This is a genomic window from Anabaena sp. TISTR 8404 (genome assembly GCF_056847745.1).
Map to the genome: position 1 here is coordinate 3,444,417 of NZ_CP180578.1, position 16,037 is coordinate 3,460,453.

11 protein-coding genes are annotated in these 16,037 nt (G+C 42.5%); 3 read left to right on the forward strand and 8 right to left on the reverse strand.

Going from position 1 to position 16,037, the window contains the following annotated elements:
* Positions 1–23 precede the first annotated feature (23 nt).
* The 5 genes from ACMX3D_RS14915 to ACMX3D_RS14935 all read right to left on the reverse strand — a co-directional run bounded on the left by ACMX3D_RS14915 (position 24) and on the right by ACMX3D_RS14935 (position 6,488).
* Positions 24–1,115, reverse strand: a complete 1,092-nt coding sequence (locus ACMX3D_RS14915; protein ID WP_482752173.1) for a protein kinase domain-containing protein — start codon at positions 1,113–1,115, stop codon at positions 24–26.
* Positions 1,116–1,399: 284 nt separating this feature from the next.
* Complete coding sequence (locus ACMX3D_RS14920) at positions 1,400–3,634, reverse strand: glycoside hydrolase family 57 protein (protein WP_482752174.1); 2,235 nt, start codon at positions 3,632–3,634, stop codon at positions 1,400–1,402.
* 100 nt (positions 3,635–3,734) lie between these two features.
* Complete coding sequence (locus ACMX3D_RS14925; protein ID WP_229545212.1) at positions 3,735–3,965, reverse strand: NifU family protein; 231 nt, start codon at positions 3,963–3,965, stop codon at positions 3,735–3,737.
* Between the two features lie 370 nt (positions 3,966–4,335).
* Positions 4,336–6,093, reverse strand: coding sequence for an ATP-binding protein (locus ACMX3D_RS14930; RefSeq protein ID WP_482752175.1), 1,758 nt, complete (start codon positions 6,091–6,093; stop codon positions 4,336–4,338).
* A gap of 158 nt (positions 6,094–6,251) precedes the next feature.
* Positions 6,252–6,488: a hypothetical protein gene (locus ACMX3D_RS14935; protein ID WP_482752176.1), complete on the reverse strand. Its 237-nt coding sequence runs from the start codon at positions 6,486–6,488 to the stop codon at positions 6,252–6,254.
* Between the two features lie 591 nt (positions 6,489–7,079).
* On the opposite strand from ACMX3D_RS14935, the gene lepA reads away from it, so the two are divergent.
* The 3 genes from lepA to ACMX3D_RS14950 all read left to right on the forward strand — a co-directional run bounded on the left by lepA (position 7,080) and on the right by ACMX3D_RS14950 (position 11,651).
* The gene (lepA, locus tag ACMX3D_RS14940; RefSeq protein ID WP_482752177.1) at positions 7,080–8,891 is read left to right on the forward strand and encodes a translation elongation factor 4; all 1,812 of its coding nucleotides are present in this window, start codon (positions 7,080–7,082) and stop codon (positions 8,889–8,891) included.
* A gap of 373 nt (positions 8,892–9,264) precedes the next feature.
* Positions 9,265–10,452 carry a glycosyltransferase family 4 protein gene (locus tag ACMX3D_RS14945; RefSeq protein ID WP_482752178.1) on the forward strand — a complete coding sequence of 396 codons (1,188 nt, stop codon included), beginning with the start codon at positions 9,265–9,267 and terminating at the stop codon, positions 10,450–10,452.
* 164 nt (positions 10,453–10,616) lie between these two features.
* A complete protein-coding gene (locus ACMX3D_RS14950) occupies positions 10,617–11,651 on the forward strand; it encodes a cyanophycinase (protein WP_482752179.1) in 1,035 nt (344 codons plus the stop codon).
* A 120-nt stretch (positions 11,652–11,771) separates the two neighbouring features.
* On the opposite strand, the gene ilvB is transcribed toward ACMX3D_RS14950, so the two are convergent.
* From ilvB to ACMX3D_RS14965, 3 genes are all read right to left on the reverse strand, one after another.
* On the reverse strand, positions 11,772–13,670 hold the full coding sequence (gene ilvB, locus ACMX3D_RS14955) for a biosynthetic-type acetolactate synthase large subunit (protein WP_482752180.1): 1,899 nt from the start codon (positions 13,668–13,670) through the stop codon (positions 11,772–11,774).
* A gap of 243 nt (positions 13,671–13,913) precedes the next feature.
* The gene (locus ACMX3D_RS14960) at positions 13,914–15,176 is read right to left on the reverse strand and encodes an MFS transporter (protein WP_482752181.1); all 1,263 of its coding nucleotides are present in this window, start codon (positions 15,174–15,176) and stop codon (positions 13,914–13,916) included.
* A gap of 217 nt (positions 15,177–15,393) precedes the next feature.
* Positions 15,394–15,960 carry a hypothetical protein gene (locus tag ACMX3D_RS14965; protein WP_482752182.1) on the reverse strand — a complete coding sequence of 189 codons (567 nt, stop codon included), beginning with the start codon at positions 15,958–15,960 and terminating at the stop codon, positions 15,394–15,396.
* Positions 15,961–16,037: the final 77 nt, after the last annotated feature.

Here is a 16,037-nt window from a genome sequence, read left to right on the forward strand (position 1 = left end):
TATCAGTTGGCGCAAATCACTATTTATACCGAAGTTAAATAAGAATTTAACTGACGATGCAACTGTTTATTATTGAGTTTAGCTTTCCATTCTCGAATAGCGATCGCAGTTCTGGTTGTCGGTGATACGTATGCTGGCGGAGGTGGTTGTTTGGGTTGATGCTGGTTACTACTTAGCGGTTTATTTGTTAAACAGTTAGTTAAATTTGGTAAATTACTTTCTACATTTAACGCTTTCACGACATCATCAACAGTCTTAAAGCGATCATCTAAAGAAAACTTCACCATTTTTTCTAAAATTCTGGCAAAGTTATCACTAACGTTCACTTCTTTTTGCCAAGATATCTCACCGGTGTAGGTATCATGTCCCAAATCTAATGGCCCTTTACCAGTTAACAGATAAATACAAGTCACTCCTACTGCATAGATATCACTGGCGTAAACTGGTCGCAGCGCAAACTGTTCTGGAGGTGCAAACCCCATTGTTCCTACAAAATTAGTTGTTGCCGTTTTATTCCCAGTTTCTTCAGGAATATCAACTAATTTCTCCTTAACAGCACCGAAATCTATCATCACCAACCGCCCATCATCTTCACAGCGCAACAAGTTTTGCGGTTTAATATCTCGGTGAATTACACGATTTTGATGGATGTATTGTAAGATTGGCAGAATTTCGTGTAAAAACTGTTTAACTTCTGCTTCATTTTTTGTGCCGTTACGCCTGACTTCTCGCGCTAAAGTGCAGCCTCGCACATATTCTTGCACTAAATAAAACTCACCATTGCCTTCAAAGTAGTCTAAAAGCATGGGGATTTGCGAATGACTACCAAGTTGCGCTAAAGTTTTTGCTTCTTTTTCAAATCTTTCACAGGCTTTTTGCCAACTTTTAGTACTAGTCGTCTTCGGACAAAGCTGTTTAATCACGCACAGAGGATTTCCTGGTAATCTGGCATTTCTGGCTAAAAACGTAATGCCAAAACCACCTCTACCTAAAATTCGCAATATGATGTAGCGATCGCGGAATAGCTGCTTGGAACCACACAATTGAGCCAGTTGATTGTGTTGTAAACTGTACTCGTCTTGAAAATTAGTAATCTTTCCAGAAAAGCGATTCATAGCTCAAACACAGCTACTCTGTATTGTCTTCAATTTAACTGTAAAAATTTTTTTTTGCCAGTATCATTACGGCTTCTTTGCAAAATTCTGATCTATTTCCCAATCTCATCCTTAAATTTAAATCAAAAATTTATAGTTTTTACAAAAATTTATCCGGATTACTTAAACTGTTGGTCAAATTTGCATAAATTGATTATTAACCGCAGATTAAGACAGAAGCATACAGTTAAAATTAGCAAAATATCAAGGCTGAAGCAATTTCACACTTCAGCCTTCATACTTTACTACGGTACTTCAATAGGAATCAATGCATTTTCTGGTAAATAATCGCGGAAGCGCCCATTATCAGCCATTACTAAAATCAGGCGCAAAGGATAATCTGGTGGCACTTGCAAGTCTGCCCAAGGCACAGAAACCTCTAAACAAGTGTCTAAAGCTACCTGGGCGCGACTAAAGCGGGGCTGCCATTGATAATCTTCGGCTGCTTCCCGGAACTGCACTGATTGTGTCAGCAAGTTAATTTCTAAATGGTGGTGATACAAATAATTTACAGGTGCTTGCTGCGGCACATCTGCCAAGGGAATTGGGCTGTTGTGCATTGTCTTCTCAGGATAGAACCACAGCAAATTTAGCTCTGGTGGCAAATCATGTCCTGGTGCAACACCACTTTTGAAGTCTACCCGTAAATAAAAATTCAGGTGATCTACTCCATACCACAGGCGTTGGACAACGCTGCTGTTGTGCATTGTGCCTCTAGCACCACCAACTTCTATGCGTCCGGCTTTGTCCCAATCCTGTTCATCACCTCTGCCATCAATGACAGGGTGAATAAAGCTTTCTGGAATATGGTTTGCTCGAACTTCATGCACCTCTAGAGGTTGAGAAAGATAAGCTGGTACAGGTTCATTTAAGGCTTTGTAAATGCCAGACAAATGTTCCCGAAATAATTGATCAAAGATGGCATCTTGATTGGAAGAATGCCCTTCACCAAACCACCAAAACCAGTCTGAACCCTCAGCGGCATACAAAGCTTCCCATGCAGCTGGGTTGTTTTCTTCTGTGGCTTCAGGATGACTGGCTAGTACCGCTCTTGCTTGGGTGAGGTAGTCCCAAGCTCGATTTTTCACTGGGTCGCCAATCCAAGTTGTGAAGCTGCCATCTACCCAAGAACCACTGTGTAATTGTTCTTCAGGGATAGTGGCTGTGGGGGGGAATTTTTCGATAAATTCAGAGACAGTAACGAGTTGAAGTTGGGGGTCATTGCTGAGGCTGTGATATAAAGCTTCCAGGAAAAGTTTGCCGTCTTGGGGATAAAATTCCCAACAGTTCTCACCATCTAAGGCGATGGTGACTAACCAAGGTTGTTCACTGGGGTTTTCACGCTGCTTTTTAGCGATCGCTTGCAGATGTCCTACTAAGTTGGCTGCTGCTTGTTTTGGCTGCATTGACCCGTAGGTAAAGCCAATTAAATCTGACAATCTATGGTCGCGGAAGACAATTGCCAAATCACCTGCTGGGGTTGTCAGGCGATAAGGTCGATACAAAATTTCTGGTTGCTGGACGTTTCCTGCGCCATCCCGGTGGAAGAAGTGTTTCAGTGTCCATCCTAAGACGGCTTCGTCTGAGCAAATCCACTTAAATCCTTGTTTAACAATATACGGTAATACTTCTGGACTGACTGATTGCTCAGAAGGCCATAAACCCCTTGGTTCTTGGTCAAAGCGGTCTATATATAGATCCCAAGCTTTACGTAAGTGGCGAGGAATATCTTCTGCCCATTGAAAGCGATGCTCTGGTAAGGCCATATTTGGCACAGCTACCCGACCAGAGTTGGTATCAGCCAGTAAGGGCATAATCGGGTGAGTATAAGGCGTGGTAGTCACTTCTAACTGCCCTGTTTGTTGCATTTTCCGGTGTTGGGGAATAATGCGGCTTAAAATTTGGCGCTGTTTGGCATAAATTTGCTGGCGATCGCTTAAACTAAAGTTCCGTCCTTGTTTTAACCACGCCGCAATTTCTGGGTCATCCCAAAACAACGGATCTATCCAGGCTAAGTTGTGCCAAGCCAGCAAATCACTGTAATCTTGCACTCCCCAATTTGCTAAACACCAAGCTTGCCCTTTTTCTTGTCTCTGTTGATACAACTCGGCATAGCGGGGATGTGGATCAATCAACGTGTGGTGATTGGCATCAAAGAAATGGTGGACAATAAATTCCTGCTGATCCTGTGTTAGTTGTTCCGCAGGAGTCAAACTGGCTGTTAAATAAGGGTCAAAAGCTGTACCAGCAATGTAATCTTCTAATTGCAATATCAAAGAAGGAACCAGATTCACCGTTTGGTGTAACTTTGGATACTGTTCGAGGATTAATATTAAATCTAAATAATCTTTGGTACCATGCAAGCGCACCCAAGGTAGCTTGTACTGCTGGTTAGATGAAAGTGAAACGCCGCTGTCAGGAGATTTGTACAGCGGCTGATGTTGATGCCAAATAAAGGCAACATAAAGTGGATGGGACATAATCGGTAGTGATTAGGGAAAAGGAAAGTATGAAGTATGAAGGATGAAGGATGAAATTTTATACTTGAGACTTCATCCTTCAGCCTTTTTGTACTAGTCCCTAGATGACTTGCTCAACTTCAGCAATTTCGGGAATCATTTCTCGCAGGCGGCGTTCAATACCCATTCTCAGGGTCATTGTGGAGCTAGGGCAAGAACCACAAGCACCTTGTAGCCGTAATCTGACCACAGGGCCATCAAGTTCCACAAGTTCCACATTACCGCCGTCAGACATCAAATAAGGGCGCATTTCATCTAAAACGGTTTCTACGTTGTCAATTGTCAGTTCCATTGTTTTAGACCTGTGAAGTTAGTGATGGTTATTAGGTATTAGTTGTTCGTAGATTTTTGGCACTACTACCAACTCAACACCCATAACTTTGTTTTTTAGCTTAGTTAAATCAATCCTAGATCTAATTGTCGCTAGATTGCTTGTCGTACTTTTACCGTTCCTGTTGATGACAAAACAATAACAAGCGACTCAACAACTACTAGCATCAAGCCGTCTTACGGAATTCGTGAACTTACCATTGAATAGAGGAGAAATCTATCATAACTTTACCTTACTGTCCACCCATAGATATAGTGTTTTCATATACAGTCATCAAAAAAGGGTGCAGGGAGGTGAGGGAGTTGGGGAGTAGGGGAAAGAGTTGTTCCTATTAACAGGCGCAATCTAAGTTATTGTCAGTTGATGAGACAATTACTGGTTGCTGATACAAAGGTACTGTGAAGGTGACGGTTGAGCCAAGTCCTTCACCCAGACTGTAGAAATGAACTTCACCGCCCATTGCCTCAATCAGCTTTTGCGATATTGCCAGTCCCAACCCTGTGCCACCATATTGGCGAGTGCGGGAACCATCTACTTGAGAAAATAATTGAAACAATTTATCTTGTTTGTCTAAGGAAACACCAATTCCGGTGTCGGCTACTCTAACTCTGACCATCCCAGGAAATTGCTGGTCTTGGAATTTGACTTTTTTCTGTACAATGTCAGCTGTGATGGTAATACCGCCTTCATGGGTAAATTTAATGGCATTATTTACCAAGTTCAGCATAACTTGCAGCAGTCGTTGATAATTGCCTTGGACAACAATTTCATCGCAGGTGGTGGGAATTTGCATCCGAAAACTGAGATTTTTCATTTCGGCTTGGGGACGCATAAAACTTTCTACACCACAAAATAACTCATCTAAATTGACAGGAGCGCAATCTAATTCCATTTTGCCTGCTTCTATTTTGGCAATATCCAAAATGTCGTTGATGATGTTCAGCAGGTGGATTGATGATTGGTGCGCTTCTAAGAGAAACTGATGTTGTTCTTCTGGGTCGTCTGCCATACCCTCTAGTATTAGCTTCAAAAAGCCAATCATCCCGTTGAGAGGGGTGCGAATTTCATGGGAGACGTTGGCTAAAAATTCACTTTTGAGGCGGGAGGCTTCTTCGGCTTTTTGCCTTGCTGCTTCTAATTCTTTATATAAAGTAGCATGAGCGATCGCTGTGCCTAATTGATCTGCTACTTCTGTTGCTAGTTCTAATTCGGCATTTGTCAGTGGATAGCATTCATCGCGCACACTTAGGGCAATCAAGCCATTTGCTTGGTCTTGATAACAGGTTGCTACCACTAAAACTTTTTGCTCTGGACACAGAGCATATTTCGCTACCTCCATCACCACTGGTTCTAAAGTGGCTAATGCTTGAGCAAATGCTGGCTCAGAAGCTACATCTATTTCTAAGCCAAGCATGGAAGTGCGTTCTGGCTGATGATACTCTGCAATAACTCGTACTTTTGAGCTAGAGGGCTGATATGGACAGATAATACAACGTTCTAACTTTAATGCTTTACCCAAACTGTCTACTGTTTGTTGCCAAATAATGTCTAAGTCTAAAGTTCGCCGAATATTTCTAGTAATTTTATTTACCAGTTTTTGATGTTGCTGCGAACGTAAAGCCAACTCGATTGGTGTAGGTGCTTTTGGTTGATTACTGAGTTGTTTTTGCTCAACTGTTGCCTGCAATAACCGTCCCATCACTACAACTGTAGTGGCGGCAGTTCCTAGCGGCGGCATGATTGGACAAATGACTAATTCCAACTCGCACAACTCTTGCTGGTAGCGAAACCAACATTGAAACTTTTCTGGCACCAAACTTTCTAAAATTCGGTTTAATCGTTCCAAATAGGCTACCTTATCCACTGGAGCAAAAGTTTCATCTGCATAGCTGTGATTCAATATTTGCTCAGGGTTTAATCCCAAGACTTCGCTTTGCTGCCAATAAAATGTCAGGTAGCGGCCTGACCCATCTTGCGTATATACCAACTCAGAGCCTAGAGTCGGTAACGAGTCATGCGTATGATTAGCTGTGTCTTCCAGATTTTGAGAAAATAAGTTTGGCAATTGGGAGTTGGCAGTAATAGTCATTTAATCGAGTTGGGTAGACAAGTGGCAACTCAATACAGTTTTGCTTAAGCTGCTGAGAGCTTCTGCATACTTACATTGGGTGTTTTAGCTGTTATGAAAACAATGATTGACAAACTTGTCATTTGTCTTCTTGTCTATGAAAAGCTTTTTTGTGGCTATCAATCATTCCATTCACCTCTAGGCGGTACAGGTGTACGATAAGGAGTTCGTGTCAGTTCGTCATCTCTGGGAATCTCACCCCGTAACCATTGGCGGATTGCTACCTCAATTACTTTGCTGGGATCATTGGTAAGATGCTGAATTTGCTCTAATAGTTCAGAATCTAAGCGGACAGCAATTTCTACCTTATCGGCTTGTCTTTGCTCCCCTTCGGTAGCTCTCTCTTTCATATTCATAGGTTTATATACTCTGAATTTGTTTTGTCAAAGCTTTGTAAAGTAGTTCTACTCACGTTTCGGGTTAGTTTACTGACAAATCTTAAAGGTATAGTTACATAGTTCCCCGAAATCTTACCAAAAGTAACAGCATAAGATTTTTAAGTGGCAATTTTCATAGAACTCACTCTTTCAATGCTCTAGAAGTTTTGTCAGTAAATCAGTAGATCCGAGCATTTACCAGGTGTAACTGCCCACGATCCCTACACTATGTACTTATATATATTTATTGTACGCTGATGGTTGATCAATACCTGCAAGGAAAAATAGACTTAATTATAGAGACTTTATATAGATTTGCAAATTACTTAAGAGGCAACTGAAATATGAAGTATGAAGTGTGAAGTCTGAAACGGTATTACCCATAAAGGTATAGGAGCATAAGTCAGAGACAGTAATTGTTTTCGCCCAAAGGCAGAAGGTAAGATGAAATTTCATACTTCATACTTCTCACTTCATACTTCATAGCAGCGTCTTGCCTAAGAAAGCATTAAAATACATTAAGTAAATCGCTGTTTATAACCTTGGTTGCTGCTTCAGCAAAGATAGTATATGACTGACGTTCCCGCAGTTCGCATTCGCAATTTCTGTATTATTGCTCACATTGATCACGGGAAATCCACCCTTGCCGATCGCCTGCTACAAGCTACTGGCACTGTTGACGAACGGCAGATGAAGGAACAGTTTCTCGACAATATGGATTTAGAACGGGAGCGCGGCATTACAATTAAGCTGCAAGCTGCCCGGATGAATTACACTGCTAAAGATGGTCAGCAGTATGTATTAAATTTAATTGATACTCCCGGACACGTAGATTTTTCTTATGAAGTGTCTCGCAGTTTGGCTGCTTGTGAAGGGGCATTGTTAGTTGTAGACGCGTCTCAAGGTGTGGAAGCGCAAACCCTAGCAAATGTTTATTTGGCACTGGAACATAATCTGGAAATTATTCCAGTTCTGAATAAAATTGACCTTCCAGGGGCAGAACCAGACAGAGTAATTAGTGAAATTGAAGAAATTATTGGTCTTGATTGCAGTGGGGCAATTTTAGCCTCGGCTAAAGAAGGAATCGGGATTAATGAGATTTTAGAGGCGATTGTTGAACGCATTCCGCCAGCACCTGATACAGTGAATGAACGCTTACGAGCGTTAATTTTTGATAGCTATTACGATCCTTACCGAGGCGTAATTGTGTATTTCCGGGTGATGGATGGGCGCGTGAAAAAAGGCGATCGCATTTATCTCATGGCATCCGGTAAAGAATATGAAATCGACGAGTTAGGTGTTCTTTCACCGACTCAAAAGCAAGTCGAGGAACTCCACGCCGGGGAAGTAGGTTATTTGGCAGCCGCCATTAAAGCGGTAGCCGATGCACGGGTAGGCGATACCATTACCTTGTCTAATGCCAAAGCATCTGAACCCTTACCTGGTTACACCGAAGCCAACCCAATGGTCTTTTGTGGGATGTTCCCCATTGATGCTGACCAATTTGAAGACTTGCGGGAAGCTTTAGAAAAGCTCAGACTGAATGATGCGGCACTGCACTACGAACCAGAAACTTCTAGCGCGATGGGTTTTGGCTTCCGTTGCGGGTTCTTGGGCTTGCTACACATGGAAATTGTGCAAGAACGGTTAGAACGTGAGTATGACTTGGATTTAATTATTACTGCGCCATCAGTTGTTTACCGTGTAACTACTGTCAAGGGTGAAGAATTATATATTGATAATCCAAGCCATTTGCCTGCTCCCAATGACCGCGAGAAAATCGAAGAACCCTACGTGCAAGTAGAAATGATTACGCCAGAGGGCTTCGTCGGCACGTTGATGGAGTTGTCGCAGAATCGGCGTGGTGTCTTCAAGGATATGAAATATCTCACCCAAGGGCGTACCACTCTAACTTATGAGTTACCTTTGGCAGAAGTTGTAACTGACTTTTTTGACCAGATGAAATCGCGATCGCGTGGCTATGCCAGTATGGAATATCATCTGATTGGCTACCGCGAAAATCCGCTGGTGAAGCTAGATATCATGATTAACGGCGACCCTGTTGATTCTTTGGCGATGATTGTCCATCGTGATAAAGCTTACAACGTCGGACGGTCAATGGCTGAGAAACTCAAAGAATTGATTCCTCGCCATCAATTTAAAGTGCCAATTCAAGCCGCCATTGGTAGTAAAGTCATCGCCAGTGAACATATTCCCGCTTTACGCAAAGATGTACTAGCCAAGTGTTACGGTGGTGACATCAGCCGTAAGAAGAAACTGTTGCAGAAACAAGCTAAAGGTAAAAAGCGGATGAAAGCGGTAGGTACAGTAGATGTACCCCAAGAAGCTTTCATGGCTGTGTTGCGCTTAGATCAAAATTAAATAGACGCTGTTATTAACTGCATACAGCGAAGCAATAACAAGGAATGTCTAAGGGAAGATTCTCTTTACATTCCTTTATTTATTTCCTGAGAGTTTTTACTTAAATCTGGAAACAAGCAAAGAATAATGCTGTATTAAAACTCAAAAGAGGGGTAAGAGACTTCATCCCCAGAGGAAATTTATCAATTAATCTAGTAAGTTTCATGAGGTATTTGCGAATCTACCCAACCTTGCTACCCTGTGATCTATCGTTGTAATTATTAAAAAATTAGAAAACTTTAGTAAACATACTTACTCAGTTGATTTCTTCTGCTTGTATTTTGAAATAAATCTAGCTTTTGAGAAATTGATAAAACTTTGGAGATTTTAGTAAATGAAAATACTTGTATTAAGTTGGGAATTTCCTCCAAGGATAGTCGGCGGTATTGCCAGACACGTAGCTGAGTTGTACCCGGAACTAGTCAAATTAGGACATGAAATTCACTTAATTACCGTAGAGTTCGGTCAAGCGCCGATGTATGAGGTAGTTGAAGGCATAAATGTGCATCGCGTCCCGGTAGGACATAGTAACGACTTTTTTCACTGGGTTGTGAATCTTAACCAAAGCATGGGTCATCACGGTGGTAAGTTAATTTTAGAGGAAGGCCCGTTTGATTTAATCCATGCCCATGATTGGTTAGTTGGAGATGCAGCGATCGCTCTCAAGCATAATTTTAAAATACCTCTCATAGCAACTATCCACGCCACAGAATACGGACGCTATAACGGAATTCATAACGAGATCCAACGCTACATTCACGGTAAAGAAACCTTACTCGCTTTTGATGCTTGGCGAGTTATCGTTTGTACCGACTATATGCGCCGAGAAGTAGGACGCGCCCTCAACAGTCCTTGGGATAAAGTTGATGTCATATATAACGGTATCCGTCCTGAAAAGAAACAGCATCATCAAGATTTCCATGCTCAAGATTTTCGCCGCCAATTTGCCGAAGATGGTGAAAAAATTGTTTACTATGTCGGCCGTATGACTTATGAAAAAGGTGTACCAGTATTATTGAATGCTGCACCTAAAGTACTGGCCCAAATGGGTGGTTACGTTAAATTTGTGATTATTGGTGGCGGCAATACCGATCATCTTAAACGCCAAGCCGCAGATTTGGGTATTTGGGATAAATGTTATTTTACTGGTTTTTTATCTGACGAATACTTAGATAAATTCCAAACTATTGCAGACTGTGCTGTATTCCCTAGCTTTTACGAACCCTTTGGCATTGTAGCTTTAGAAAGCTTTGCATCTCGCGTGCCTGTAGTAGTTTCTAATACTGGTGGTTTCCCGGAAGTTGTACAGCATACCAAAACAGGTATCGTTACCTGGGTAAATAACCCTGATTCTTTAGCTTGGGGAATTTTGGAGGTTTTGAAAAACCCCGGATATCGGCAATGGCTAGTAGATAACGCTTATGAAGATTTAGAACGCCGCTTTAGCTGGCCGAAATTAGCCAAGCAAACAGAATCAGTTTATCAGCGAGTTGTGCAGGAGCGATCGCAAGTTGTCTGGTAATTTAATACAGAGTAAAACTGAGGATACTGCCCAGAAACGTAGAGAATAAAGCATTACTCTGGGTTAATTTGCGTTAAAAAACATTACAAGCTCTGTACGCTGGGAATTTTCAGCCTTCTGATGCGAGAGTAAACAGTAAATGCAGTTTGCTCTAAAAAGTTAGTATGACGAAGGCATTCCCAGATATAGCAAAGTTCTGGAAGAATTTGGGAACTGTGTTGTTAAGGATGGGTGCCAGTTTAATAACCCGTCTTACAGCATACCTGAAACGCCACTTCATTGACAACACTGTTGATGTTGTTCCGCCCCTTTCCCTCCAGCACCGCTTAGCTGGCCCGGTATTTAACTTAGGAGGCGGCGGCCCTGATGTCGAGAAGGCTATTCAATGGATGATTGATCAAGTGCGCGGGAGTAGTAACAGCGATGCTAAAGTTGATGTGGTAGTTCTCCGCACATACGGCAGTGATGATTACAATCACCTTATTTATGGCATGAGAGGCGTGAACTCGGTCAGGACGCTCATAATAAGTAACCGCCAAGATGCCAACCGAGATGATGTTGTGGAAAAAGTGCGAAAAGCTGGCGTAGTGTTCTTTGCTGGAGGAGACCAATGCCAATACATCCGCAGTTGGAAAAATACCAGACTAGAGAACGCTGTGCGAGAAGTCTACACCAGAGGCGGTGCAATTGGCGGGACGAGTGCAGGTGCAATGATTCACAGTGAGTATGTTTACGATTCTTGCGCTTGTGAAGATAGTATCGAAAGTAGAGAAATACTCGAAGACCCTTATCGAAATATCACCTTTACATACGACTTTTTTCAATGGGGTCATTTGCGCGGAACCATCATCGATACCCACTTCGATAGCCGCAAACGTATGGGTCGAATCATGGCTTTTATTGCGCGACAAATTCAGGATGGCAAAGCTAACCGTGTTTTAGGGATAGCTATTAGTGAGGAGACATCGCTTGTAGTCGATAAATACGGTTTGGCTAAGGTGATGGGAAGAAACGCCGCCTACTTTGTCTTAGGAGACCATCCGCCAGAGATATGTAAACCCCGAACGCCACTAACTTACCATGACTACAAAATTTGGCGAGTTCCCAGCGGCGATACTTTCGACCTGAGAAACCCACCAAATCGAGGTTATTACTTTAGAAGCGTGAAGCGAGGAAGATTTAGTTCAGATCCCTATTAAGACTGGGTGTAAGGGTGTAAGGGAAACAAGTAACTTGGAAATCACTATCTAAACCAGTCAACCCCAAGTTTATAGTTTTCACCGTACACCCCTATACCCCTACACCCAACGTTATTTAACTTACAACTTCGTCCCACACTCAGAACAGAAGTTATGGTTAGGCGCATTCATGCTACCGCAGTGGCTGCAACAAACTGGTTCTACGGAACTTGTTGGTGGTTGCTTGGGTAAACCGACCATCTGCGCGTTGCTCTTACCAGGGGCTACCATTGGATAGCAGTTTTCATCTCTGGTGACGTGGACATTCAAGATGACAGGGCCGTTATGTGCCAACATTTCGGCGATCGCATCTTTTAATTGCTCCCGTTCTTTGACTACAATGCCTTTGATACCATAGGCTTTTGCCAACAACTCAATATCTGGCATTCCGACTTCCATGTTCGAGCAAGAGTAACGTTCGCCGTGGAAGGCTTGTTGCCACTGGCGCACCATTCCCTGCCAACCGTTGTTGACAATTACAGTCTTGACATTAATACCATACTGTGATGCTGTTCCCAATTCTTGTAAACACATTTGGAAACTCGCATCACCGCTAATACAGATAACTTCTTCATCTGGGAAGGCAACTTTCGCACCAATTGCCGCAGGTAAGCCAAAACCCATCGTGCCTAAACCAGCGCTGGAAATCCACCGCCGTGGCCCATTCTTGAGGAATTGGGCTGCCCACATTTGATGCTGACCGACATCTGTGGTGTAGAAAGCGTTGGGTGCTTGGCGACCTACTTCGACAATTGCTTCTTGGGGGGAGATACTGTCGGGGTGTTGTGGTACTACTAAGGGATACTCTTCCCGCCAACGGTTAATTAAATTCAACCATTCTTGGTTTTGGTTGGGTGTGGGTTTAATCCCAGATTGCTTGCAGCGTCGCAACAAATCAACTAAAACATTGCGGACATCACCAACAATGGGTACTTCTGGAATGCGGTTCTTCCCAACTTCTGCTGGGTCGATATCGATGTGAATTACCTTAGCGCGGGAGGCAAATTCATCTAATTTTCCTGTCACGCGGTCATCAAATCTTGCCCCAACGCAAATCAGTAAATCACAATCACTCACAGCAAAGTTAGCGTAGGCTGTGCCGTGCATTCCCAACATCCCCACAGACAGAGGATGATGTTCATCAAATGCCCCAATTCCCATCAGTGTGGTAGTGACAGGAATATTGAATAACTCAGCTAATTGTTTAACTTCTTCATGGGCGTTAGATGCGATCGCACCACCACCAACATACAACAATGGTCGGCGGCTTTCTTTAATTAACTTAATTGCCGCATTGATTTGGCGGGGATTTCCTTTGACTGTGGGACGATATCCAGGCAATTTAACAGCACCTGGTTCTACAGGTACATAATCAAATTCTTCAAAGGCTACATCTTTGGGGACATCAATTAAAACTGGCCCTGGCCGTCCTGTGCTGGCGATGTGAAATGCTTCAGCCACAATTCGTGCCATGTCTTTGGGATCGCGCACTACATAAGAGTGCTTGACTATGGGTAAAGTAATCCCGTAAATATCGGTTTCTTGGAACGCATCTGTACCGATCATTTTCCGGGGTACTTGTCCCGTGACAATCACCATTGGGATCGAATCCATGTAGGCTGTAGCGATACCTGTTACCAAGTTTGTCGCCCCAGGGCCAGAAGTACCAAAGCACACTCCTACCTTGCCAGTAGCGCGGGCATAGCCATCTGCGGCATGGGCTGCGCCTTGTTCGTGCCTTACCAGAATGTGCTTCAACGCACCAGTTGATTCGACTTTGTATAAATCATCGTAAATCGGCAGGATTGCTCCACCGGGATAACCAAAAATATATTCCACGCCGTGGCGTAGGAGACTGTCTAGTAAAGCAAAACCACCAGTTGCCCGTTTGGGTGCCACAACTGACGATTGAGAAGCAGCCGACTGGTTTTGATTCTCAGTTTTTGAAGGACTAATCGGGGAAGGCAAGCTCAAGGTCACGGTCGAACCTCAGATAATAGCTAAGTTAACGCTTAAATTCTGTAGTTAAGATTTCATTTTAATTGAAAAGTTAGATTAAATGCCTATCGATTTTTAAATATCAATCACAAGATAGAAGTTACAAAGCAACAAATCTGTTGGCGATCGCTATTTTTAAAATATGAACTATAAGATTGCTCTGCTCATTGTGAGTAAAGCTGACTATCTTCAATCATAGACAATGAATCAGTATGATCAAGCTCTTTAAATTACGTCTTGTAAAACTCGGCGAGTATTTTGCCATGCCCAAACACCGACGGCTGCAACTATCATACTCATCGCTACTAAGACAACACGCAAGCCAAGCGCATCTGTTAATGGGCCAGTAATTGCTAAAGGTACTGATAAAGCAATATTTACGGCATGATTTTGAAAGCCAAACACTTTACCATGCATGGTAGGTGGTGTTTGCTGCTGAATTAAAGTTTGCATCGGTACGCCAATTAAGGCAGCACCTATGCCTAAAAATGCACACAGTCCCAATGCCAGTAGTAAGTTATGGGTAAATGTGAATACTCCCAAAACTAGCGCCATCGCTAAAAATCCAATTAAAGGTAGTGGCTTATGATGCAATTTATCTGCCCAGTGTCCTAAAATTCCTGCACCAATCACCATACCTACCCCAGCTGCTGCTAAGAAAAAGCCAAATTGTTTTTCTTTTAAACCAAAGTCTTCTGCTAATCGAATTGTTAGTACTGTTAAAGCTGCAAACACACAATATAAAGTGGTCAGTTGCAGCATAGCATTTAAGACCAAGCGGTTTTTCTTTAGGTAGCGCACACTTTCTGTGAATTCAACCCAAGGGTTCACAGATCCTCGATGTTCTCGATGGGGTTTGTGTTCTTTAAACTTAATCGGTTGCATAATCACACCCGATAAAATGTACAGTCCGCCTACAATAATTTCTTGACCGTAATCTTCTCCCATTAAGCTTTTCGCCCAACTTAACATCGGTTCTCCAACTGCAAAGCCAACTATCAACGCGCCCATCATAGTGCTGCTAAATAGGGCGTTGGCTGCCATTAAATTTTCTCGGCGCACTAATAAGGGGATGGCGGCTTGTTCTGCGGGAGCAAAAAACTGAGTGACTGTGGAGATAGCAAAGGTGAGAATTAACAAAATGAAAAACTCCCTTGGTAAAAAGGGCAGACACAGTGTTAATAGCCCACGCACAATATCGGAGCCTACCATAATTAGCTTTTTTGGCAACCGATCAACAAACACACCACCTGCTGAACCAAATAAAATGGCGGGGATGGTAAATGCCACCATCAAAGTTGAGTACATCGAGTTTTCTGCTAATCCCGGTGGGGCTGGATAAAATTCCAGCAAGGCAATCATCAAAACGAAAAAGACTTTATCTGCCAACTGGGAAATGAGTTGCCCAATCCACAGGAGCATGAAACCACGGTTTTTTAGCAGTGCGCTAAACCCATTATTTACAGCAGCAGGTTCAGTTGGAAACATCGGTTACTCAATGATTACGACTAGGGTAGATGGGGCAGGAAAAAGTATGAAGTGTGAAGTATAAAGTATGAAATTTTAGCTTTCTGGTACTTCGATTTTGGATGAAACAATCGAAAATTTAAAATTGCCAATCCAAAATCTAAAATCCAAAATCTAAAATTCTTTTGCCTCTTCTATTTCTCACTCCTGTTTGCCTACACTGTTTTCCGGACTATTTTTATTCATAGCGTTTTACCAACAAATGCAAAAACTGAGCAGCCGTCAAGCGCATTTGTTGGGGAGAAACTTCACAAGAAGAGTCTACCCACCAACCTTGAACAGTTTGGGGCGATCGCCACATAGATAGATGGTCAACGGCTGGTTCTGCGTAAAAATTATTATGCCCACTACCCAGTAACGAGGAACTCCAATGTGTAAAATAATCGTGGCTTAAGCGATGAATGGGAAAATTACCCCATAAAGGGACACCCCATCCATCTATAGCAATAAATGCTTTGACTTGTCCTCCTAAAATTTGCCAGTTCCAAGCGGCGACTATTGCACCTACTACTCCGGCACTGAAGCTAATAAATACAACGGGTGAGTTTTGTTGATTTTTTAAGCGATCGCCTAAAAACTGCAATATATGAGGTGCTGATAAAGCTAAAACACCTTTTCCCGGAAAAATTATTGTCTTGATTTTATTTTGTTTACTTAAGCTATCAGCACCTACTGTTAACCAGTTTGAGATAAAGCTGTTAGTTAATTCTGGGTCATGGATTCCAGGGCAAATGATGATCGTCATTTATCTATTGGTTTTCACAACTTTCACTCTCTGATGATTGAGTTTTTTGTAATTGATCAGATTTTTGTAAGTATTTA

What these genes read in the sequence shown, in the direction of transcription:
- ACMX3D_RS14915 (WP_482752173.1), bottom strand. Translation starts at nt 1,115, where the DNA reads ATGAATCGCTTTTCTGGAAAGATTACTAATTTTCAAGACGAGTACAGT.
- ACMX3D_RS14920 (WP_482752174.1), bottom strand. Translation starts at nt 3,634, where the DNA reads ATGTCCCATCCACTTTATGTTGCCTTTATTTGGCATCAACATCAGCCG.
- ACMX3D_RS14925 (WP_229545212.1), bottom strand. Translation starts at nt 3,965, where the DNA reads ATGGAACTGACAATTGACAACGTAGAAACCGTTTTAGATGAAATGCGC.
- ACMX3D_RS14930 (WP_482752175.1), bottom strand. Translation starts at nt 6,093, where the DNA reads ATGACTATTACTGCCAACTCCCAATTGCCAAACTTATTTTCTCAAAAT.
- ACMX3D_RS14935 (WP_482752176.1), bottom strand. Translation starts at nt 6,488, where the DNA reads ATGAATATGAAAGAGAGAGCTACCGAAGGGGAGCAAAGACAAGCCGAT.
- lepA (WP_482752177.1), top strand. Translation starts at nt 7,080, where the DNA reads ATGACTGACGTTCCCGCAGTTCGCATTCGCAATTTCTGTATTATTGCT.
- ACMX3D_RS14945 (WP_482752178.1), top strand. Translation starts at nt 9,265, where the DNA reads ATGAAAATACTTGTATTAAGTTGGGAATTTCCTCCAAGGATAGTCGGC.
- ACMX3D_RS14950 (WP_482752179.1), top strand. Translation starts at nt 10,617, where the DNA reads ATGACGAAGGCATTCCCAGATATAGCAAAGTTCTGGAAGAATTTGGGA.
- ACMX3D_RS14960 (WP_482752181.1), bottom strand. Translation starts at nt 15,176, where the DNA reads ATGTTTCCAACTGAACCTGCTGCTGTAAATAATGGGTTTAGCGCACTG.
- ACMX3D_RS14965 (WP_482752182.1), bottom strand. Translation starts at nt 15,960, where the DNA reads ATGACGATCATCATTTGCCCTGGAATCCATGACCCAGAATTAACTAAC.